Origin of the sequence: Shewanella pneumatophori, from assembly GCF_023283895.1 — a bacterium.
In the GTDB taxonomy this organism is placed as follows: domain Bacteria; phylum Pseudomonadota; class Gammaproteobacteria; order Enterobacterales; family Shewanellaceae; genus Shewanella; species Shewanella pneumatophori.
Genome location: NZ_JAKILB010000005.1, coordinates 132,880 through 155,270 on the forward strand (window position 1 = coordinate 132,880; position 22,391 = coordinate 155,270).

The following is a 22,391-nucleotide window of genomic DNA, read 5'->3' on the forward strand; positions in this document are numbered from 1 at the left end:
ATTTCAGTTTTCCTATTGAGCCAACAGTTTCAGCTTTACGCCTGTAACTTCGATACCTTTGCACACTGTAGAGGGGGCCTGGCATGCAAGTCACTATTGTAAGCTAAAGTGAATTTCTCAAACTCATACTCTTCTGCTGGTCGATGAAAGTAGTAGCCTTGATAATGATAGCAGCCTATCTGGTTTAATACCTCCTGCTGTGCTTTTTGTTCCACCCCTTCAGCAATAACGTCCAAATCTAAACATGTGGCTAAGTTAACGATAGTTTTCGAGATCGCTATGTCATTGTCGTCATTGAGCAGGTCTTTTATAAACGACTTATCAATTTTTAGCTGAGTTAACGGTAGTGACTTTAAATAACAAAGAGATGAGAAGCCAGTACCGAAATCATCAAGAGAAAACAAAACCCCGCAATTGGCTAAATCATTCATAATTGCGATTGTCGCATCGATATTTTCAATCAAAATACTTTCGGTTATTTCTAGTTTTAACTTTCCTGCTGATATTTGATAAGTGCTAAGTAACTGTTTTACATAGTCGGTAAAGTCTTCGTGTAATAACTGCATAGCGCTAACATTAATCGATAAGGTTAGTTGTTTAAACTCTTGCTGTTTCGACCATTGTTGCAGCTTTTTACAGCCATCAAGCAACACCTTGTTACCAACGGGAATGAGTAGGCCGGTTTCTTCTAGCTGAGGAATAAAGTCATTGGGGTAAACCAAGCCCCTTTTGGGGTGAAACCAACGTAGCAAGGTTTCCGCGCCAATGACTCCTTGCTCAGACGATACTTGAGCTTGAAAAAATATTTGAAACTCCTCGTTGAGGATGGCTTGTTCGAGGTCTTTTTCGGTTTGTTTACGTTGTACAATTTTGGCTTGCATTTCCGGGTCGTAAAAACTGATGTTATTACGGCCTGATGCTTTCACTTTATACATAGCCAGTTCTGCTTGTTTAATTAAGTCCTCAATATTGGTTGCACTTTCACCAAATAAGGTAATGCCTATGCTTGCCGACAATTTAAAACTCTTTGAGTCGATATTGAGTGGCTTTTGAATATTGTGCAGTAACTTGCGTGCGACTGATTTTGTTTGGGTGATAGCTTGAAACTTTTGTGCTGATGCATGAGGGATGAACACAATAAATTTGTCACCGCCTAGCCGACAAATAGTAAATTCAGCGTCCAAGCTTTGAGTGATTCGATTGGCGAAGCTAATCAATACTTGGTCACCGACACTATGATTGTTTATATCATTGACTTCTTTGAAGTGGTCTAAATCAATAAACAGCAGAGCGCTGTATGATTTCAAGCGGCGATTTAACACCAATGATTGGCTGATCCTATCTTTTAGCAGTTGGCGATTTGGCAGTTTAGTTAGCTGGTCAAAATGTGCCAACTCATAGATTTTTGATTCGCTTAACTTCTTTTGAGTGATATCGATGTTGGAGCCTACCATACGAATAGGCACGTTATTGCTATCGGTAATCACCTTTGCTGAAGCTTGTATGCTCCTTATCTCACCGTCGCCTCTAACTATCCTAAATTCACTATCAAAGTTCTTGCCGGTGTTTATTGATCTATGAAAGTCGCTTAGCGCTTGTTGTATGTCTTCGGGATGCACTGCTTTTTCCCAAATAGTATAAGCAGCCTGGGTCTCTTTTGGGCAAATTCCATAAATACGATACATCCATGAATCCCAAACTAATGACTGTGTTTTTAGGTCAAAATCCCAAATGCCGATTTTGGCTGCATCAGCGGCAATAGCCAAACGTTGTTGGCTGTTAAGTAATTCTTGCTTGGCTTCTAGCTCATCGTGACGCACAAGAAAGTAATTACGATTATTGATTTGAATTTTATTCGCAGAGAGTTGGAAATAATGACGGCTGCCGTGGTTGTCATAGCTATATTCGATCTGAATATCGTTAAGCTGTTGCTTTAGTGCTTGTTGCAGACTTTGTATGACGTGATCTGGTGCGACGACGTCATGTGAACTAATGTTTGGGGCTGCTGTTGTGTGCATACTGTCTTGAGCTTGGCTGGTTTTAAAATGCAGTGCTAAATAGTTTTCACCAATCCAATTGTCGATATTAAACTGATCAAAACATGCAAATTGCTCCCAGCTGCTGTTAACCAATTGGATCACTCCTGAGTCATCGATAATTGCGATTGGGCTCGGCAATAAACTGAATGCATTTGCATATTGTTCAGCGGCTTCTGTTTGGAGACATACACTATTCACAACATACTATTCCTTCAGTCTATGTGAGTAACACGGGGCTTATCGAGTGTTAGACAACAAGTATCCTTCTGATGTTGTTAGAAAAACGATTGCAGCACAAATTAAGGTTAGCTTATAAGTATCATTTACGCCGATTTTTATAGTGATTTTAACGGTGTTTTAGTTGATTAATGATTGTAAGTAAGCCGTTAGATTGACTGGAGAACGGTAGGAATAAGCTTTATAAAGCCTATGGTATGGCAATTAGAATTGGATGTTAGCTATTCGGATAAGCTTTCAGCTCAAATTAGGCGTAATAAGCGCTAAATTGGTATTTAAGCTGGATTTATTCGCTAATAGGGGCTTGCTAGCTGCTCTTTTATGACCTTGAGTTGCCAGTCGTTGTGCCACTGATTTAAGCGCTCTGCAGGCATAGGTGCTGCAATAAAGTAGCCCTGGGCTAAGTGACAATCAAGCTGCTGTAGGTGACGCCAAAGAGCTATGGTTTCAACGCCTTCAGCGACTGATTTAAGCTGTAAACGTTGACTGAGTAATAAACATGCTTCAACTATCGCGGCCGCAGTCTTGCTGCTTTCCATTGGTCTGATAAAGCTCATATCAATTTTCAATGAATCAAAAGGCAGCGTATCTAGCAGCGAGAGTGACGAGTAGCCAGTACCAAAATCATCAATCGATAGATTAAAACCGTGCATAGCTAAACGAGAAGCCGATTCGAGGGCGCGCCCTGTATTTTCTAAGGCGTCCGACTCGGTAATTTCAAAGTAAACCTTTTGGCTTAAATTTGGGTGGCTTTCTGCAATATTAAGCAGTTTATCAACAAAATGGCTATGCATTAATGTTGTGGGAGTAATATTAACTGCTACAGGTCTGCCCAAGAATGCCGGTTGCTGGCTAAGAATGTATTCAATACTGAGCAGCGCAAGCTCGGCATCTTTTTGCATTTTGCTTAATAAAGGCAGAAAGCTTGCTGGTGGCAAAACGCCAAGCACAGGATGAATAAAGCGGATCAAAGCTTCGCAACTACGCCATTCGCCATTGTCGAGATCCACAAGTGGCTGAAAATAGGGTTTAATCCAGCCTTGATCTAAAGCGTGAACCAGCTCTTTCTCAGTAAAATCTTTATTTTTAAGCGTATTATTAACAATAAATGCAGTGTTACTTTGCTGCTCTAGGTAGGCTAACTGTAGTAGCTCTTTGAGTACCGTAATTTTAACTGGCTTACTTATCGCACCTATAACTTTTAGATGATAGCTCAAACACATTTTTTGGACTGTATTCAGTACTATGTGGTTACTGGCACTAGTAATAATAATTGAGCCGTTAAACGAGAGCTCACTTAGATAGCCAAGAAAAGTAATGCCGTCCATTTCAGGCATTTTTAAGTCGCAAAGCAATACGTCAGGCTTAAAGCTGGTCATCAGATCTAATGCTGCTCTACCCGAAGAGGCGGTTTTAATTTCGCTAATCACCGGTAGCTCAATGAGTGCGAGTTGCATCAGCATCGCTTCGCGTTGAAATTCATGATCTTCAATAACCAAAATTTTCATTACAATTGCTCCACGACTTCGGTTATTTGCTTCATTGTCAGCTCAAGTTTAGTCAATAGCAGCTGGCAATGGTTTAGATCATGGGCAACTGCAGTCGCTTCTAGCTCTTTGGCTAATTGTGCTAAAGCTTTTGATTCAATCACGCCTGCAGCGCCCTTGAATCTGTGAGCAATACTTCCGATTGCATCAAAATCAGCGTTAACGACAGCCTGTTGCAGTGAGGGTAAGTCTTGCTGAGAGGTGGCAAGAAACTTATTGAGCAGACTAATACAAATCGCCATATCCCCAAAGTTGCCGACGAGAGCATCAAGATCAATGACTGGCGTTAAAGTCTCTGCAACAGGTGTTGGCGTCAGCTCACTTAGCACGCCGTCAGCTTCTACCTGTAGTGCCTCTGGAGAAACGTTTTCAGCAGTTTCATCTGCGTAAGTCGCGGGCTCATCACTTAAATGGGTTTGTAGTACTTGACTCAGTTGGTTTAAGCTAATTGGTTTAATTAAATAATCATCGAAACCTAGGTGCTGACAGCGCTCTTTTTCGCTCGACATAGCATTAGCGGTAAGCGCAACGATTGGCAAACGTGCTAGTTGCAATGATCGCTCATTTTCACGAATAGCATTGACCAGCCCATAGCCGTCAAGCTCCGGCATATGGCAATCTGTTAGCAGTAAGTTGTACTTTTGCTGGTGGTAGGCTGTTAGTGCTTGCTGACCATCAGCAAAGATATCGCCAACATAGCCGAGTTTACTTAGCTGCATTCGAATAACATCTTGGTTTATCGGATGATCTTCTGCCACTAAAATGAGTTTATTTTGCTTAATAGCTTGCTCACGACTAAGACTTTGCTGTTTTGAAGCTTGTGTTGCAGCGTACTTACTTTCGAAATACTCTGGTTTAGTGATTAAATGCAGCAAGTGTTCTGGAATTAGAGGGTTGACCGATAGTGCCCAGCCAAGTTTTGCAGGTGTTGGTGACAGCATACTTTGGGTTTTCAGAACAATAATCTGCACGCCAGCTAAGCTGTGTTTTAACCAGCTTGGGCTAATGCCTTGCTGCTCACACCACTGATTCTCAAGTATTAAAATATCGAGTTTATTGATGATAGCCCAAGAGGCAAGTGATACCTTATTGTCTAACTCAGATAGGTCAAATGTACTGCAATGCCAGTTTTTCAGATAATCAGAGAGCAGATCGTAACTACTTGCATCACTGGCAATCACGCCGCAACGTTTTTGTACACGTATCGGAACCTCTACTGCCACAAGAGGGACATTCAGATTGAATTTAAATGTACTACCTTGGCCGCGGCAGCTATTAACAGATATTTCTCCGCCCATCAATTTGACTAACTGTTGGCAAATTGAGAGCCCTAAACCTGTACCACTAAAGCGTCGTTCACTGCTTAGGTCGACCTGTTCAAACGGTAAGAACAGTTTGTCTAAGTCGCCTTCTGAAATGCCCATACCGGTATCAGTAACAGCAAAGCTAATGGTTTGCTGCGTGTCTGTTGATGACAAGAGTTCTACAGACAACCAGATCTCGCCTTCACAGGTAAATTTAGAGGCATTATTGAGTAAGTTATTAAGTACTTGCTTTAAGCGTAAGTCGTCAAGTTTTACCGAATAAGCTAAATCTGGATCTAGCCATAACTTAAATTTAAGCCCTTTGCGCTCAACGTGCGCAATATGCGGCTGCACTAACTCACAGATAAATGTACTTAATTGGCAATCTGTTGGGCTAAGGCTAAGTTTACCCGCTTCGATTTTAGAGAAGTCGAGTACATCGTTAACTATGTTAAGCAGGTTATTGCCTGAGTGGGTAAGGTTTTTATGGATCCCGTATAGTTCTTTGCTGTTTAAATGAGGAGCCATCAGCTCTAAAAGGCTTAACACCCCGCTAATTGGAGTGCGGATCTCGTGACTCATCATGGCTAAAAAGCGCGATTTTGCTTCGGCTGCTGATTCTGCTTGTTGGCGAGCTTCATTTAGTTCAGCCTGTTTTTGCTTGATTAACGATATATCGACCAGAGTATAGGTCCAGTGACGGTTTTTACTAACTAAGGTGCAGACACCGGTCACTTGGAACCAAGATGATTGGCCGTTAATATTTAATTTCAACGTGGTATAAAGTGAATCGGAAAAGCGCGATTCATTAATGTCGTTTAAGAAATCATGCTCTTCTGCATGCTCACTTAAAAACTGCATTAATAAGTGCGGGGTTTTATAAAGTTGCTCTGGGGTAATACCTAGGTATTTTTCGATATTACCGCTGACATAGCTCCAGGAAATATCATCAATGTCATCGCCATAGCGAACTAACTGCGCAACAATACCGCCAAAGTTACTGTTAACTAATCTAAGCTCTTTTTCGACACTATGTCTTTGAGCTATTTCAGCTTTTAGCTTTCTATTTGAGTAAACAAAAACCAGCAAGCTTGCACAAATGCCAGCTAACACTAACAGCATCCAACTAGGTATTTTGGTAAATGAGAACTCACTATTAATCTTTACGTCGTTCCACTTATGATTAATTGTTTCTAACTCTTCCTCGGAAATAGAAGTGCGTGCTTTATTCAGAATTGATAGTAAAATCGGCGCGCTTTTATTTACGCCAAAGCTGACTGCGCGAGTATGTTTACCAATAGGGTCATGGATCACCTTAAGTTGACCAAAGTATCTTGGGCCAATAAGGCTGTTAGCTTTAGATAAAGGTAAAATGGCAACATTAACTTTGTTGTCAAGAACTGCGTTCAACATGTGTTTAGTAGAACTAAAACCATGCACTTGGGCACTAGGAAAATGTGGTTCGATGTTGTTTAGTTTTTGGTGGCCATTAAGTACCCCCAGTGTGCTGGTTTTGCTTAAATTCAGTGTATTTGATTTTTCCGAGGCTACAGCGATCCATGGATCTCGCATATACGCAGAAGTACAGCTGATATAAGGAATATCCTGCTCTTTACAGGTGTAAGCAAGTATAAGATCAAATTCCCCCTCTACTAATTCTGATTCAATGTTATTACCTGAATAGGCCGTTGGCTCAATATTCAGGTTGAGCTTTTTTGCCATCATTTTCAAAATGTCAGCACTCATACCATCCATATCGCCATCCTCATTAGTAAAGGCAAATGGATGATTGTTTGAGGAGTAAAGCACCTTTATGTTGCGCTTGTCGCGAATGGCATTGATCTCATCATCAGTAAGGTTTAGCTCGTGTTGTTGGTAGATATATCGGCTTTGAGACTTGGTCAACCAAACTTCGTATAGCTCGTTGAATGTCTTATTGGAGATCAACTTAAGACCAATGTTTAACTCATCGATTAGTTTTTGATTTTTATATAGGCCCGCAAAATGCAAATGATCAAACGGCATATCTTGCAATAGACTGATATTAAGCTCATCTGGTGCATTTTGATGTGTGTACAGATGGTCTAAGGTAATTGCATTGCCGACATAAGCATCAACGTAGCCTTTTACCACCGCAGAATATGCGTCTTCGCTGCCGGGGTAGTTACTTAACTCTATTTGGCTGCCTGTTGCACGCAGCAATACTTCATTGATTGCAAAGCCTGCTTCGGTTGCAATATGTTGCTCTTTTAATTCAAGCAGACTATTGATATTAGGCTCATGGGTAATCACCGCATTAGGGACTAACATGATAGGGGCGCTGAAGCTTAACCATGTCACCCTTTCTGGGGTTTTAGAGGCACCCATAATGATATCGACTTCACCATGACGTAGTGCTTGATTAACTTCTGCGTAGCTAGGGTAGGTTAGCACTTCAATTTGATAGCCACTATTTTTGGCAATTTCTTGAAATATTGCTGGTAATAAACCTATGACCTTTTTGTCTTTACTTACATAGGTAAAAGGTTGCCAATCAAATGCAGGATAGCCCACTTTAATAATATGTTCTGAACCTTGGTCTTCAGTTTCTTGAGCAAAAACATTGAACGAGGCCAAAAGGAAAAAAAGTATGAGTAATGCCCGATGCATTTTGTCACCTTAAATGGAGTTACAGCTATGAAGTAAATTGGTTTGGTGCACTGAGCTGCGTGTATTGATGGTGATGAGTGCTCATCAAGATCGTTGGAATTTTGCGGCTGGTGTCGGTATCTTTTTATACTGGGTAAGAATAATAGAAGTTAGTGTAATTAGTCTAAACAGTAAAAATTGTGCGTATTGTAAAGGTTAAATTTTTACTGTCGATATTAAGCGACAAATATATTGCCAGTTAGATCGCAAATCTGAAGTTTTTTTCAGCAATCTGGATGTGTATTAGCTAGCGGCTCTATTTAAATAAGCTAAAAAAGAGTATCTGACTAAAAAAGTATTCAAGCGTAGCGTAATACAGTGAAATCCCATAAAGGCGAGCTATCAAAAAGGTACAAAAAAGGCCAAACCTATAAAGGTTTGGCCTAATATCAATGACTCAGTAGATGGCTAAAGCCTATTCACCTTGTTCAACACCTGCGCGGTTAATTAGGAACTGAGTTAGCAAAGGTACTGGACGACCAGTTGAGCCCTTGTTTGCACCGCTGTTCCAAGCTGTACCTGCCACATCTAAATGTGCCCAATTGTACTTTTTAGCGAAGCGCGAAAGGAAGCATGCTGCAGTAATTGAACCCGCAGCACGGCCGCCTAGGTTGGTCATATCTGCGAATGGGCTTTCCAAATGCTCTTGGTATTCATCCCATAAAGGCATGCGCCAAGCGCGGTCACCACTTTGCTCACCCGCATTTAATAGCTCGTGTGCAAGCGGATTGTGGCCAGAGAATAGTCCTGATGCATGTTTGCCTAGAGCAATAACACAAGCACCGGTTAAGGTCGCTGTATCTACAACTAACTCTGGGTCAAAGCGTTCTACGTAGGTTAACACGTCACACAATACTAGACGGCCTTCGGCATCAGTATTAAGCACTTCTACAGTTTGACCTGACATAGTCGTTAGGATGTCGCCCGGGCGATATGCATTACTAGATGGCATGTTTTCACAGCCAGCCAAAATACCAATAACGTTGATTGGTAGTTGCATTTCACACAAGGCTTTCATTGCGCCGATAACGCCTGCAGCACCGCCCATGTCATACTTCATTTCATCCATGGCTTCGCCAGGCTTTAGTGAAATACCACCAGAGTCGAATGTTAGGCCTTTACCAATAAGCACAATAGGCTTTTCAGTATTATCAATTGCACCCTTGTATTCCATAATGGTCATTACTGACTCATTGTGGCTACCACGGCCAACCGCAAGGTAAGAGTTCATCCCTAAGGCTTCCATTTGCTCTTCGCCAACAGTTGTTACCGTGAGGTTTTCGGTATTTTCAGCGATTTGACGAGCTTGAGAAGCAAGGTAAGCAGGATTACAGATATTTGGTGGCATATTGGCCACGTCACGACACAGATGCATGCCCGAAGATACGGCCATACCGTGCTCAATTGCACGTTCGCCAACAGTGAGTTCGCGGCGTGTTGGTACATTAAATACCAGTTTGCGTAATGGACGACGAGTTTCGCCTTTACGAGTTTTTAGCGCATCGAAGCTGTATAGGCTGTTTTGCGTAGTTTCAACCGCTTCACGAACTTTCCAGTATGTGTCGCGACCTTTAACATGTAACTCGGTAAGGAAACAAACAGCTTCCATTGAACCGGTTTCATTAAGGGTGTTGATTGTTTTAGTGATGATTTGCTTGTATTGACGTTCATCAAGTTCACGCTCTTTACCACAACCGACCAGCAATACTCGCTCGCTAAGTACATTCGGTACATGGTGTAACAACAACATTTGTCCTGGCTTTCCTTCCAAATCACCACGACGAAGTAAATTGCTGATATAGCCTTCACTGATTTTGTCTAGCTGTTCGGCGATACCAGACAAGCGTCTTGGTTCGTATACACCTACAACGATACAAGCTGAGCGTTGTTTTTCTGGACTACCGCTCTTTACGCTAAACTCCATGAGCTCTCCTAGATTCTTAAAGACAAATTTTATTATTTATTAGATAATGTCTGCTTGTGCCCAAAAAGGGCTTGAATATGGCGCACCCTATAATATTCTTTTCAGGTGTTTTCCCTGGCCATGTTATGTAATTGTTGGTTACAAAACTACTAAAAGTAGACAGTCTACATGAAAGTTGTATTGATACCAGCATAAATGAACGTTTGGAGACCGGATCCTCACTGTGATTGTATTTAGATACCTGATTCGAGAAGTTTTAAAAGCACAAATAGCAGTACTTTTAGTCCTGTTAGCTATTTTTATTAGCCAACACTTTGTGCGTGTGCTTGCTGATGCCTCTGATGGCGAATTTCCAGCCTCTCTTGTTATGACCTTGCTCGGTCTTAACATGCCATTTCTTACCGTCTTGGTTTTACCATTAAGTCTATTTTTAGGCATTTTGCTGGCCCATGGGCGTATGTATGCTGAAAATGAGATGGTTATTTTTCATGGTGTTGGTATTAGTGAATGGTATATCACTCGAGTAACTCTGTTACTTGCGATTACTAATATGCTATTTACTGGCTTCCTGTCAGTGTATGTTGCGCCTTGGGCTGAAGAACAGCAAAACCAAGTACTCGAAAGTGCAAAGTCTGAAGCGGGTCTTGCTGCATTAACTCAAGGGCGTTTCCAAACTAGCCCCAATGGTAGAGCGGTACTTTTTGTTGAGCGTATTGATCGTGATAACAAGCTTGATAAGGTATTTGTTGCCCAGTTACCCGATCCTAACGATGAAACCGGTGTTGCAAACGTAGTGGTTGCGCGCTCAGGAAAAGTAGTTGAAGACGGCACAGGTGGTCAACGCTTGCAGCTTGAAGATGGGGTGCAGTATCAAGGTAACCCGAAGCGAGTTGACTACCAAGTGGTTGAGTTTGGTGGCTACCAAATGCAGATTAAAGAGCAAGCTGTTGATGAGCGTCGCCGTAAGTTATCAGCCATGCCTATTGATGAGTTAATGAAAATTGATAGTCCTGAAGCTACAGCAGAGTTTCATTGGCGCTTGGCAATCCCGCTCGCGATTCCTTTGATGACCTTAATCGCAGTGCCTATGGCGCGAGTGAATAACCGTCAAGGTAAGTTTGCTAAAATGTTCCCTGCGATTTTGTTATACCTTGGCTACTTTGGTTTGATGGTGGCTGGGCGTAAGTCACTAGAAGATGGGGTTATTCCACAGTATTTAGGTATGTGGTGGATCCATGCCTCCGCCTTAATGATAGGGATATTGCTCTTGGGTAAAGAGCGTCCAATCGGTGCTAAGGTTTCTGGCCTGTTCAAGCGTAAAAAGGCGGCTAAAGCATGAGAATTTTAGACCTATATATTGCTCGAGTGTTGATTAGTACATCGTCTTTAGCGTTGCTAATTTTGACTGGATTATCTGGCATTATTAAGTGGGTGGATCAATTACGTGTTGTAGGCCGTGGTACCTATACTATGATGGATGCGGCTGTTTACGTGTTATTTTTGATCCCGCGCGATATTGAACTGTTCTTTCCTATGGCGGTGCTGCTTGGTGCGCTAGTGGGGATGGGCATGTTGGCATCAAATTCTGAGCTGGTAGTGATGCAGTCTTCTGGATTATCACGCTTACAGATCACCATGTCTGCGATGAAAACCGCCATTCCATTGATGATTTTGGTGATGATGCTAACCGAGTGGGTAGCACCTGTTGCCGAACTTCGTGCTAAAGAAATTAAACGAACCAATGTATCTGGTGGCAGTTTAATTGATTCTAGCCGTGGTATTTGGGCTAAAGATGGCGCGCTGTTCGTCAATATTGGCGGCGCTGCAGATATTAACAATTTGCGTGATATCACTTTATATGAGTTTGATGATACAACGAATTTAACCAGTACTGTGCATGCCGATTCAGCTGAATTTAAAGATGAATATTGGCTATTAAAAGATGTGCGTCGAACCACCCTTAAAAATGAGCAGGTGGTATTAGTTAATCTTGATGAAGATAAATGGATCTCCTCGCTTACGCCTGAAAAGCTCAGTGTAGTATCGGTAAAACCAGAGGCACTTTCGATAGAAGGGCTGCTGGATTATCTCGACTATTTAGAAAGTAATAACCAAGCCTCTGAGCGCTATGAGTTGGCATTATGGCGTAAGCTAATGCAGCCGGTTACGGTGGCGGTAATGATGCTGGTGGCACTGTCATTTGTATTTGGTCCGCTTAGAACAGTCACCATGGGCGCACGAGTGTTGCTGGGGGTTGTGGCTGGATTTAGCTTCTATATTTGTAGTGAAATATTTGGACCTCTGAGTATCGTATATGGCTTACCAGCCTTTATTAGTGCGGGGATGCCAGCATTGATATTTAGTATCGGTGCGCTGTACTTTATTCGTAAGTAGCAATGTTTAAGCAATTGCCTAAGTACTAGTCTTAAGTAATAGCAATTAAAAAAATTGAATAATAAAAAAGCCAATAAACATAAGTTTATTGGCTTTTTTATTGGAAGGCATTAGCCCAAATGAGCTAGCATACAGTTTTATAATAATTGGTATTACACAGCTTAGGTTACCCTAGGTTGATACGGTGTTACTCAATAATAGCGTTATTCAATAACAGTGTTACACGCCGCGCCAGTTACGCATTTGGTTCGCTTCTTTTGATAGTTCAACGACTTCTGAACGCGTCATCATATCTTGTAGCGCAAGCTTATTGCCGTTTATTAAAATCCATAAATTACCTATACCAAGTAACGACCAAACTAATCGTGCTGCGGCAGTAACCATACTTAGGTTTTGACCATTTGGATGTTGGACTTTAAGGCGCCATGCTCGCATCCCTAGAGTTTGACCGCCATAACTCCAAAAACTGATATAAAAAAGACCGACACACAATGCTATCCAGAATTGATAAATACCTTTATAAAGCGGCGTGTTGTTAAGCAAGTCTGATACATGCTCATAGCCTGTAGTATCAATTAATCCACTGGATGTTAAACCGATAAAAATGCCGAACCCAAGTGCGCCAGCAACCATGTATACGGCTACCGCGAGGAAAAGGTCATAAACCATCGCGCCACAGCGTTTAAAAAAGCCTGCGCGTGGAAAGTTAGCATGTTCGTTATTGGGCAAATATGAAGTCGTCATTTATATCACTTTTTATTAGGGTTATTGGATGGTGATAACTGCTACTGGCTCAAACCTTATGGCTTTTTAGGTTCATCTTTATGGTAGTAGATGTCGCTAAAGCCAAAGCGCGCAAACTCTTTGGCGCGAAAATCTTTAACAGCAGATGAGCCTTTTGATGTCATGGCGATTTGCTGTTCCATCATTAGGTATCTTGTTAAATCAACACCTTCAGCAGCGGCAACTGCTTCGTATATGTCGTGGTATTTGTCGTAAGCAAAGTTAATCTCTTTTGCTTGGTTCTTAAATTTGTAAGTAATTCTGGTTGCCATTTTTAGCGTCTCTAATGAAAGTCTGTCTATGATAGCAAATCTCGGCTACAAGGTATAAACCATATAACGTGCATCTTCAGGATAGGCTGATAGATCTTTGTTAATTTGCTTAGCGATAAAACCTTGTTTACCCCAGTATAGGTGTGCGCCCTGCACTGCGACCAATGAGATACTGGGGTAATTATTAGTGTTTGCAAAGCCTATTAATTTAGTTAAGGCTTGCTTGCCCGCTCCCTTGCCTTGAGCTTTAGTTGATAGCGCAATATCGTGCAGGTAGAGAGTATTCGCATGGTCAATTCTCGCGAGCTGCTGCTCAAGTGATGGCGGGTTATCTAGATGCCAAGGGTGAGCTAGGCAATAACCGATTATGCTGTTATCTGCTTCAATGATAAAGCAGCTCTCAGGTGAGGCGAGCCACTTACTTTGCAATACTGCAAGTGATTCAGGTTCAATTTGCGGATAGCATTCAAGTTGAATATCAAGGATATAAGACCAATCAGCTTGAGTAATAGGGCGTAAATTCATGTTGTTTGCAATCCTAATACGGCAATGTTGATATAACAGTGGCTCCGATACATGTTTATAGCCGGAGCTACTGTTATTAACTATTCTTTATAGATAATGGTTTTCAAGATGGCGCTTAAAATGGGCCGGGTTAAGTGTTTCGCCAGTTGCTTGGCGCATTAGATCATCAATCTCCAATAGGCTGCCTTTTGACCAAACATTGCTTTGTAGCCAAGCCATAACATCTGCAAGCTTACCAGCCGCTATCGCATTTTCTACACTGCCAATCTGGTTTTCCATTGCATATTTAAACTGCGCTGCGTACATAGCACCTAGTGTATAGCTTGGAAAATAACCGAGTTCACCAACAGCCCAATGTATGTCTTGCATACAACCATTTTTGTAATCACCATCAGTGTTAATACCTAATAGGCTTTGCATCTGCGTTGACCAAAAGTCAGGTAAATCGGCTACTGCTAATTCGCCAGAAACCAATGCTTTTTCAGCTTCAAAGCGCAGTAAAATGTGACAAGGGTAGGTGACCTCATCAGCGTCTACTCGGATATGACCCGGCGTTACGCGAGTGTAGATATTGGTTAACTGCTCATGGCTTAATGGGCATGCAAGTAACTGCTTTAGATGCGGTTGAATCAGCTTTAAAAAGCCTGGACCACGACCGACCTGCATTTCACAAAATAGACTTTGGCTTTCATGGAGCGCCATTGAACGAGCAAGCCCCGCTGGTTGCCCACGCCAAGCAAGCGGTAAGCCTTGTTCGTATTTGGCATGGCCAGTCTCATGGATAATACCCATTAAACCACTGGTAAAGTCTGCTTCATCATAGCGAGTGGTTAAGCGCACATCACTTGCTACGCCACCGCAAAATGGATGGCTACTGATATCGAGTCGGCCGTGGTTAAAGTCAAAACCCAATACTTGCATCACTTCACGACCTAGTAGCGCTTGATTGGCAGCACTTGCGCTTGGAATATCAAAGCGTGGTTCAGAGGCTTGCTTATGCTGAACTTGCTGGATAAGTTCTGGCAACCAGCTTTTTAATTGGCCGAAAATATTGTCGATACTAGCAGTTGTCATTCCCGGTTCAAATTTATCTAACAGGGCGTCATAAGGGCTGACTCTTAGCGCTTGAGCGCGAATAGAGGCTTCTTCCTTTACTAGTGACATTAGGTTTTCTAGGTTAGGTTTAAATCCTTGCCAGTCGTTATTCTTGCGTTGATCTCGCCACGCTTGCTCGCAGTGGTAAGCGGCTTTAGTTTTGGCTTCGACTAAGTCACCAGGTACAGCATTTGCCTGTAAGTATTGGTAGTTGATTTCGCGTAGGTTGGCATTTTGTTCAAGCGTCAATGATTCTTGTTGGGCCTGAGCAATGGTATCAGCCAACATTGGCGCAGTTTTTAGGCTGTGGATATGCTTTGCAAGCTCGGCCATTGCAGCACCTCTGGCTTCACCACCGCCTATAGGCATCATGGTCGCTTGGTCCCAATCACCTAAAGCACTAAGGTGCTCAAAGTGGCTAATGCTCTGAAAATGCTTAGTTAAGGTTTGATAGTTTGGGGCTTTATCTGCGCTCATATTGCTACTGCTTATATTGGTGTGATATCTGCTAATGCTAGCACGGCGCGGCATACACGCTAAGCCTTAACTGTGAAACTCTTATTAAGCTCGTTAAGCGTCATCGCAATTGGTCTCTATTTACACTCTTGTTATCAAAACATACTGTGTTAACATACTGTTAAGTTTGAGTCTTGCTATTGAGCGGCAAGGGACATTCAATAGGTTGCATGGGATGCAACCTGCTAAACATCATGGAGGATAAATGGTTGCATTTATGCTGAGCCAAGAAAACTTGCCTTATGCTATTTCGCTAAGTTTGGTGCTGCTATTCGGTTTGCTAGAAAGTTTGTCATTAGTAGTTGGTGCAAGTTTAGTTAGCTTATTGCAAAGTCCTGAGCAAAACGAAAGTTCGCCATTCAATCCAGAGTTAAAGCAAGCATCATATACTCAAGCTCATATTAACCCGTCTCGGCCGCTGCTTCGCTTTGCTAGTTGGCTGTGTATCCACCGTTTACCTGTGTTAATTTGGTTCTCACTTGCACTGTCTAGCTTTGCTATAGCAGGGTTTGTTGTCAACCTAGTATCCTTGGGCCTACTCATGGACCTACAACCACAATACATCAGTTTACCCGTTGCGTTATTGGCGATGATATTGTCATGTCACTTTTTTGGAAAACTCATTGCAGATCGCTTAAGCACTACAATTTCTAACGTGGTGTCGATTGAAGATCTTAATGGTTGTATTGCCAAAATAGGCTTTGCTCGAGCGCAGCAAGGCTTCCCTGGTGCTGCCATCGTGGTTGATAAGCACCGACAAGAGCATCAGGTATTTGTTGAGCCTATAACAGCTGGTACTGAGTTTTTGGAGGGCACATCTGTAGTGTTAGTAAACAGGCGCGGTAGAGTGTGGCAAGCATTGCCTATTGAAGCGGATTGCTTGGCTAAGGTCAGTTAGCACTAGATAGCAAAATGGCCTGCAATGCAGGCCATTTTTTAGATTTAGCTTATGTTAGTTTGTATCTAACATAAGCTGTCTACTTGCTGTTTTATGCTTCTAGCGGTAGCAAAATAGTCAGTGCTGGCTGTAAGTTTTTAGGCCAAATTTGGTACGCCTTGTGGTGCTTAATCAAAGAGGCTTTCTTGTTACCGGGGCTTAGCAGCAAATCATGTTGGTAAGCGATTTTAGCAAAAAGCATTTCATCTGCGCGTACAAAAACCGTGATAGGTTTAATTAACTCATCACCGACGATACGCTGGGTAAATTGATCGTCTGAGATGATTAAGCTATTACAGCCATCACTATCAAGTTTAAGCTTTTTAGTTACTTCTTGATCGGTAATAACTAGCCACTTTTGTGACTCAAGCTCAGCAATCATGTTATTTATTGAAGCGCCTAAGCCTGCTTGCTTATCGCTGATATAGCTATATTGCGCTTTGATTTTTTCAAGCAATGTCTTTAGTTCTGCCCCCGCACCCATGCTGCGGCCTTGGCGGATCCATAGAGTTAAATCGTCAGCGACGAGCTTAGAAAAAGTACGTTGCTTTAAAGCTGTTACCATCCAACTACAAAGAAAGTGGCTCTCTGCTGCTGGAGTTCTTACACTGCTGCTCTTAGCACTTGCTTCAGTTAGTGCTGCTAAACCTGCAGTGGCGAATTCTAAAACAGCTTGGTTATAGGTGATATCTGACATTGGCTCTCCGCCGTATGGAAGTGATAAAAGATGACGGCGAAGTGATTATACCTAATGTACGGCAAGTACCAAATTAACTTAGCCCGTAAACGCGTTTTTAGTCGTTTACGGGCAGTTTTTTACTGTTTAATTAAGCTTGCTGCAGTCATGATGAGCTCTGGTGCAGGGCGCACCCTAAAGTTGGGATTTACATATTGAAAATGCACTAAGCCATTGCCATCAGCGATGTATACAGCAGGTACTGGCAAGACTAAGCGCTGCTCGCCTTCTGGTGTTTGCCAAAGCTTGTTTTTTAGTTTCATTTTACTTAGGTAGCGATTGGTGACTTTTTCACTGGTAAAGTAGGCCAAACCGAATGCTTTACTGACATCAAGGTTAGCGTCAGATAATAAGGTGTAAGAGAGGTCTTGCTCTGTCATCGACTCTTTTAGTTTTGCTGGAGTATCTGGTGATATGCCGATGAGCTGAAAGCCCATTTCAATAAGCTTCGGCTCGATCGCTTTAAGTTGTCCCATTTGTGAATTGCAAAATGGGCACCAGCCACCACGGTAGAAAAAGATCACGCTAGGTTTGCCTTGGGTGATTTTGGCAATATCAATGGTGCGATCGTTAAGATCTTTTAAGCTTGCTGATGGGATCGTTTGGCCGTTCATTAATGGCATAACGCTGAGCTCATCAGTAGCAATGGGTTTCGCATTAACACTATGGCTTAACGTTACGCTACTGATAATTAAGGCCAGAGCGGCAAAGGTATTTCTTAGCATTATTATTCCTTTTTAAAGCAAAATGGGCTTGTGTTTGACAAGACCGTATAAGCCACAAATTGCTTTCATTGCATAAGGAATAATCGTCATGAACAAAAAAGGCACCAAAAGGTGCCTTTTTTGTTCATAAAATAATTCGGTGTCCGTGCAGCGATTATTTTATCTTCTTAATCTTTGCAGGTGACGCATTTTTAACTTTAACGCGGCGACCTTGCATATTCTTCTCAGCAATTACCTGTGCACCAGCATTGTCTACACGCTGCTGTTTCTTGGCAAAGCTACGGCGTTTTTGTAGCTGTTTGATCAATAGATCGCGGCTACCCACTTCATAGCCAGGAATGCTAATACGGCGCAATTGCTGGCCGATTAGTTTTTCGATGTCAGCAAGAGTGCGCTCTTCTTCACGGCTTACAAATGAGATTGCGACGCCTGACTTACCAGCACGGCCAGTACGACCAATACGGTGTACATAATCTTCAGCTAAGAAAGGTAGGTCGTAGTTAACGACGTATTCCAAGCCTTGAATATCAAGACCGCGCGCAGCCACTTCAGTCGCCACAAGTACGCGCATTTTACCTTCTTTAAACTCCCGTAGTGCACGGCGACGGCTACCTTGAGCTTTTTCACCATGAACAACGGCAGTCGGGATACCATCTAGGTTTAGCTCTTTTTCAAGCTTGTCTGCAGCATCGCGAGTAGCGGTAAACACTAGCACTTGGCGCCAGTTTTTCTTACCGATTAACTCTGACAGTAGCTCGCGCTTACGGCGTTGCTCTACAGGGTAAACCACTTGGCTAACAGTAATCGCGGTAGTGTTTTGCTTGTCTGCTGCAATCACACTTGGTTTTACCATCATCTCGTTAGCAAGTTGCTTAACTGCCGATGAGAAGGTTGCCGAGAACAATAGGTTCTGACGCTTTTTATTTACTGCTTGTAAAATCTTTTGGATATCAGCGCTAAAGCCCATATCTAACATACGGTCAGCTTCGTCTAATACCAGAAAATCTACGTTCGATAGACTTAGGTTGCAGGCAGTAAGGTGCTCTAGCAAACGGCCTGGCGTGGCGATAATAATATCTGCGCCGCGCTTTAGCTTAGTTGCCTGGCTATCCATTTTAACGCCGCCAAAAATAGTAACGACTTTCATATCTAAGTACTTAGCGTAGTCATTTACGTTGTCGGCAATTTGCGCCGCCAATTCTCGGGTCGGCGTTAAGATTAACGCGCGCGCGTTTGAGCGGCCGGTTGTGCTTGGGTTATCAAGCATCTTTTGCAAAATAGGCAGTGCAAATGCAGCTGTTTTACCTGTACCTGTTTGTGCGCTAGCAAGTACATCTTGGCCGCGACGAACGGCTGGAATCGCTTGCTGCTGAATTGGTGTCATTTTTTCATAACCACATTCAGAGATTGCACGCAAAATCTCAGGAGCAAAACTAAATGATTCAAATCTCATGATTGAGGAGTCCTATGTTCAACAATTCAATTACTAACAGGTAGGCTAGCATTTTTTAAGCCATAAAATGGCGGCCGCGGAGTATAGCAAACTTTTCTACTGACGGGTATTAGATTAAAACCTGTACTTATACAATAATTAGTACGAAGCTAAATAAAAAAGCAGCGCTTGAGCGCTGCTATGATTTACTGCCAATCGTAAAGTGGGCGCTGGTAAATTAAATCGCCGCCGTCACTTTATTCAGCCAGTCTAAATCTTCACCTTGCATAAACGGCGTTAGTTTGTCTTTAACTTGCTGATGATATTGGTTAAACCAATTAACTTCTGACTCGGTTAGATACTGTTTATCGATTAAACGAGCATCCATTGGGATAAAGGTCAATGCCTCAAACTCAAACATTTCACGTTCGATATTAGCCAGCGCTTCACATGGGCGTACGGCAATTAAGTTTTCTAGGCGAATACCAAACTCTTCAGCGCGGTAGTAGCCAGGCTCGTTAGACAACACCATGCCATCTAACAAAGGTACATTTGAGCGGCCTTTGGCGATACCTTGTGGGCCTTCATGCACGCTGAGGTAATGACCGACACCGTGGCCTGTGCCATGGTCAAAATCATAACCGTGTTGCCATAGGTATTGGCGGGCAAATGCATCGAGCTGCATACCGCTAGTGCCTTTAGGGAATTTAGCTTGGTCGATAGCAATATGGCCTTTTAATACTAAGGTGACCATTTTTCTCTGCTCGGCAGTGACATCACCAATAGCGATAGTGCGAGTAACATCGGTTGTGCCGTCTAAATACTGCGCGCCAGAATCGACAAGGTAGATGCTGTTCATCTGCATTTGTGCTGGAGTGCCATTATTGTGGTTGTAGTGACACATAGCCGCGTTGCCGCCAGTTGCAGAAATAGTATCGAAGCTAGGCTCTTGATACATTGGGTCGCTTAAACGGAAGCTTTCAAGCTTCTCGGCAAGTACAGCTTCATCGTAAAGGCGGTTTGCTGCGACTTCGCGATCTAGCCAAGCAAGGAAACGACTGACTGCCACACCATCACGAATATGACAGGCTTTCATACCGGCAAGTTCAGCTGCATTTTTCTGGGCTTTTGGCAGTGCTACCGGATCATTGCCTGCGATTAACTGTGCGCCAGCCGCTTTAGCGGTAAGTTGAAGCCATGCGTTGCAGCTCTCAGGGCTAGCAAGCACTTTTTGGCCTTCTAATTTGGCAAGCTCTGCAGCTAAATCTGCTTCACTTTTAAAACTAACGCCGGTACCAACATGGTCGTTAATATTTTCAGGCAGTTTATTGGTGTCAGTAAATAGCACCATATCGCCATTGGCATGTAATAAAGCGGTGCCAAGTACCACAGGTAAGCATGGGATATCTTTACCGCGAATATTCAGTAGCCAGCAAAATGAATCTAATGCAGAAATAATCGCAACATCAGCCCCTTGAGCTCTGACGTCTGCACCAATTGCGGTGCGTTTATCTAGGCTGCTTCTGCCCGCACTTTGTTCGCTAAACAGCATGATTGGATCTGATGTGGGTGCAGGTCTGTCACTCCAGTTCACATCAACGGGATTATGAGCAACTTGAGTGAGGTTGATTTGTGCTTTAGCTAGATCAGCTTGAGTTTGAGTAAACCAAGCTAAAGTATGTAAGCGAGCATCAAAGCCAACATTTGCATTGGCAGCCAGATTGTCAATTAACCACTGCGCTTGTGGGGTGTCATATAGGCTTAAGTATTCAAATAAGCTGCCATCAACTTGCTGACGCACTTGTACTGTGTAACGACCATCAACAAAAATAGCGGCGCTTTGCTTTAACACGATAATGTTACCAGCAGATCCTGTAAATCCACTTGCCCAAAGCATGCGTTCATTGTGCTCAGGCACATACTCACCTAGATATTCATCAGCGCGAGGAATAATAAATGCGTCTAGGTTTAATTTGGCCATTTCACTGCGAATGGCATTTAGGCGTTCTGCAATTGTATTTGACATTCAAACTCCATTATTAGCGCACAAGCTAGGATATTCACTGAGCTTAAAGCTATTTATTTTTGTACGAATTTAGGGCGGAGATTAGCATAAATGGTCACTTCATGGCAGCTACCGCAAAGGATTAACACCAGAGTTAGTTAGTTTTTAGCTGTCGGTTAATCGATTTGTTTACAGTTTTGCGCAATTTTGGCTGAGTTAATATTTAGGCAAGTATATGGTGTAAGTCTCTATTATGTTAGTATTTTGTTTGTCGTTAGGATGCGATTAGTCGTGGTGTAACCATGCTCATGGGAGTGCTAAGTGCAAACATTAACAATCGATATCAGTGGTTCAAAAGCCTTATTCGAAATAGAAACACAAGGGCGAGTAGAGCAATATAAAATAGCGATAACAGACGGATTTAATATTAACAGTTTAAATACGCAAATCGCTGAGTTAGAACAAGACTACGGCCTAGATGATTACGGGTTAGGCATAGCGGTACCGGGGCTAGTACAGGCGCAGCAGTTGGTTTCGTGTCAGTCTTTACCAGGCCTTAAAGGCTTGAGTGCCGATGATCTATTTACAAAAGCTAAACGGGTTATCATTGCTAATGACAGTGATGCCGGTTTACAAGCGTTAATGGACAATAAGCAAGACTGTGAACTACTGGTTATGTGCGATATGGGGATCGGTATGTCTATTGCCGTAAACGGCATGCCTTTTACTGGCGCATCGGGTATGGCGGGCGAGCTAGGTCATTGCCGTATGATGACTGAATCTGGTGAGTTTAGCCTTGAACAACTCGCCAGTGGCGCTGCGATAAAGCGTCGTAACTGGACTCGCAGTGAAGATATTGCTCGAGCAGGTAGTTACATAGGTCAAAGCTTAGCTTGGGTAGTTAATCTGTTTAACCCATCACATATATACTTAGCTGGTAGTTTGATGGATAACCCGCATTATTACCAAGCGTGCGTTGCTGCAATTAAAGAGATGGCGCTACCTATTCCGGTGGCAAAGGTAAAGATTAACCGTGTCGATGACCGTGAAACCATGGTGTGTCGCGGCCTTAAAGTAATGCTAAATAAGTAATTTTTGGCGTTAGCTTTATTCCATTTAAAGAGCAAGCTTCATTGAGAATATTGCTCTTTTTTAATTTCCGCGCTAGTAAAATCACAGTTTATGCTCAGGCTTCATTCTATAGTTCATTTGCTAATTTATCGCCTGTAGAA

At 42.6% G+C, this 22,391-nt stretch carries 16 protein-coding genes; 4 read left to right on the forward strand and 12 right to left on the reverse strand.

Annotation, left to right across the window (positions count from 1 at the left end; translation table 11 throughout):
* Positions 1 to 35 precede the first annotated feature (35 nt).
* The 4 genes from L2740_RS09420 to pepA form a co-directional block, all read right to left on the reverse strand.
* Entirely contained in the window at positions 36 to 2,237 is a 2,202-nt protein-coding gene (locus tag L2740_RS09420) for a putative bifunctional diguanylate cyclase/phosphodiesterase (RefSeq protein WP_248949870.1), read from the reverse strand.
* 332 nt (positions 2,238 to 2,569) lie between these two features.
* Positions 2,570 to 3,784: an EAL domain-containing response regulator gene (locus tag L2740_RS09425; RefSeq protein ID WP_248949871.1), complete on the reverse strand. Its 1,215-nt coding sequence runs from the start codon at positions 3,782 to 3,784 to the stop codon at positions 2,570 to 2,572.
* On the reverse strand, positions 3,784 to 7,776 hold the full coding sequence (locus L2740_RS09430) for a transporter substrate-binding domain-containing protein (RefSeq protein ID WP_248949872.1): 3,993 nt from the start codon (positions 7,774 to 7,776) through the stop codon (positions 3,784 to 3,786). Before L2740_RS09430 ends, L2740_RS09425 begins: the two co-directional genes overlap by 1 nt.
* Positions 7,777 to 8,230: 454 nt before the next feature.
* A complete protein-coding gene (pepA, locus tag L2740_RS09435; RefSeq protein ID WP_248469042.1) occupies positions 8,231 to 9,739 on the reverse strand; it encodes a leucyl aminopeptidase in 1,509 nt (502 codons plus the stop codon).
* Between the two features lie 223 nt (positions 9,740 to 9,962).
* Here pepA and lptF point away from each other — a divergent pair, with 223 nt between their 5' ends.
* The gene (lptF, locus tag L2740_RS09440; RefSeq protein WP_248469041.1) at positions 9,963 to 11,078 is read left to right on the forward strand and encodes an LPS export ABC transporter permease LptF; all 1,116 of its coding nucleotides are present in this window, start codon (positions 9,963 to 9,965) and stop codon (positions 11,076 to 11,078) included.
* Entirely contained in the window at positions 11,075 to 12,133 is a 1,059-nt protein-coding gene (lptG, locus tag L2740_RS09445; RefSeq protein WP_248469040.1) for an LPS export ABC transporter permease LptG, read from the forward strand. The genes lptF and lptG overlap by 4 nt, the downstream gene beginning before the upstream one ends.
* A 219-nt stretch (positions 12,134 to 12,352) precedes the next feature.
* Here lptG and L2740_RS09450 read toward each other — a convergent pair whose 3' ends face one another.
* The 4 genes from L2740_RS09450 to L2740_RS09465 form a co-directional block, all read right to left on the reverse strand.
* A complete protein-coding gene (locus L2740_RS09450; RefSeq protein WP_248950143.1) occupies positions 12,353 to 12,862 on the reverse strand; it encodes an RDD family protein in 510 nt (169 codons plus the stop codon).
* A 71-nt stretch (positions 12,863 to 12,933) separates the two neighbouring features.
* On the reverse strand, positions 12,934 to 13,188 hold the full coding sequence (locus tag L2740_RS09455) for a DUF2960 domain-containing protein (RefSeq protein WP_248949874.1): 255 nt from the start codon (positions 13,186 to 13,188) through the stop codon (positions 12,934 to 12,936).
* Positions 13,189 to 13,233: 45 nt separating this feature from the next.
* Positions 13,234 to 13,713, reverse strand: a complete 480-nt coding sequence (locus L2740_RS09460; RefSeq protein WP_248949877.1) for a GNAT family N-acetyltransferase — start codon at positions 13,711 to 13,713, stop codon at positions 13,234 to 13,236.
* An 87-nt stretch (positions 13,714 to 13,800) separates the two neighbouring features.
* Positions 13,801 to 15,285, reverse strand: a complete 1,485-nt coding sequence (locus L2740_RS09465; RefSeq protein WP_248949879.1) for a carboxypeptidase M32 — start codon at positions 15,283 to 15,285, stop codon at positions 13,801 to 13,803.
* A gap of 244 nt (positions 15,286 to 15,529) precedes the next feature.
* Between L2740_RS09465 and L2740_RS09470 the strand changes: the two genes are divergently transcribed.
* Positions 15,530 to 16,222 (forward strand): OB-fold-containig protein, encoded by a 693-nt coding sequence (locus tag L2740_RS09470; protein WP_248949880.1) that lies wholly within the window; start codon positions 15,530 to 15,532, stop codon positions 16,220 to 16,222.
* A gap of 91 nt (positions 16,223 to 16,313) precedes the next feature.
* Here L2740_RS09470 and L2740_RS09475 read toward each other — a convergent pair whose 3' ends face one another.
* The 4 genes from L2740_RS09475 to L2740_RS09490 form a co-directional block, all read right to left on the reverse strand.
* A complete protein-coding gene (locus L2740_RS09475; protein ID WP_248949881.1) occupies positions 16,314 to 16,958 on the reverse strand; it encodes a DUF2913 family protein in 645 nt (214 codons plus the stop codon).
* Between the two features lie 119 nt (positions 16,959 to 17,077).
* The gene (locus tag L2740_RS09480; RefSeq protein ID WP_248949882.1) at positions 17,078 to 17,722 is read right to left on the reverse strand and encodes a peroxiredoxin-like family protein; all 645 of its coding nucleotides are present in this window, start codon (positions 17,720 to 17,722) and stop codon (positions 17,078 to 17,080) included.
* Between the two features lie 154 nt (positions 17,723 to 17,876).
* Positions 17,877 to 19,175: a DEAD/DEAH box helicase gene (locus L2740_RS09485; protein ID WP_248469034.1), complete on the reverse strand. Its 1,299-nt coding sequence runs from the start codon at positions 19,173 to 19,175 to the stop codon at positions 17,877 to 17,879.
* A 217-nt stretch (positions 19,176 to 19,392) separates the two neighbouring features.
* Positions 19,393 to 21,180: an aminopeptidase P family protein gene (locus L2740_RS09490; RefSeq protein WP_248949884.1), complete on the reverse strand. Its 1,788-nt coding sequence runs from the start codon at positions 21,178 to 21,180 to the stop codon at positions 19,393 to 19,395.
* Between the two features lie 300 nt (positions 21,181 to 21,480).
* Here L2740_RS09490 and L2740_RS09495 point away from each other — a divergent pair, with 300 nt between their 5' ends.
* Positions 21,481 to 22,251, forward strand: coding sequence for an ROK family protein (locus tag L2740_RS09495; RefSeq protein ID WP_248949885.1), 771 nt, complete (start codon positions 21,481 to 21,483; stop codon positions 22,249 to 22,251).
* The last annotated feature ends 140 nt before the right edge of the window (positions 22,252 to 22,391 follow it).

What these genes read in the sequence shown, in the direction of transcription:
- L2740_RS09470 (WP_248949880.1), top strand. Translation starts at nt 15,530, where the DNA reads ATGGTTGCATTTATGCTGAGCCAAGAAAACTTGCCTTATGCTATTTCG.
- L2740_RS09430 (WP_248949872.1), bottom strand. Translation starts at nt 7,776, where the DNA reads ATGCATCGGGCATTACTCATACTTTTTTTCCTTTTGGCCTCGTTCAAT.
- L2740_RS09490 (WP_248949884.1), bottom strand. Translation starts at nt 21,180, where the DNA reads ATGTCAAATACAATTGCAGAACGCCTAAATGCCATTCGCAGTGAAATG.
- L2740_RS09460 (WP_248949877.1), bottom strand. Translation starts at nt 13,713, where the DNA reads ATGAATTTACGCCCTATTACTCAAGCTGATTGGTCTTATATCCTTGAT.
- L2740_RS09480 (WP_248949882.1), bottom strand. Translation starts at nt 17,722, where the DNA reads ATGCTAAGAAATACCTTTGCCGCTCTGGCCTTAATTATCAGTAGCGTA.
- L2740_RS09465 (WP_248949879.1), bottom strand. Translation starts at nt 15,285, where the DNA reads ATGAGCGCAGATAAAGCCCCAAACTATCAAACCTTAACTAAGCATTTT.
- L2740_RS09425 (WP_248949871.1), bottom strand. Translation starts at nt 3,784, where the DNA reads ATGAAAATTTTGGTTATTGAAGATCATGAATTTCAACGCGAAGCGATG.
- pepA (WP_248469042.1), bottom strand. Translation starts at nt 9,739, where the DNA reads ATGGAGTTTAGCGTAAAGAGCGGTAGTCCAGAAAAACAACGCTCAGCT.
- L2740_RS09485 (WP_248469034.1), bottom strand. Translation starts at nt 19,175, where the DNA reads ATGAGATTTGAATCATTTAGTTTTGCTCCTGAGATTTTGCGTGCAATC.
- lptG (WP_248469040.1), top strand. Translation starts at nt 11,075, where the DNA reads ATGAGAATTTTAGACCTATATATTGCTCGAGTGTTGATTAGTACATCG.
- L2740_RS09475 (WP_248949881.1), bottom strand. Translation starts at nt 16,958, where the DNA reads ATGTCAGATATCACCTATAACCAAGCTGTTTTAGAATTCGCCACTGCA.
- L2740_RS09455 (WP_248949874.1), bottom strand. Translation starts at nt 13,188, where the DNA reads ATGGCAACCAGAATTACTTACAAATTTAAGAACCAAGCAAAAGAGATT.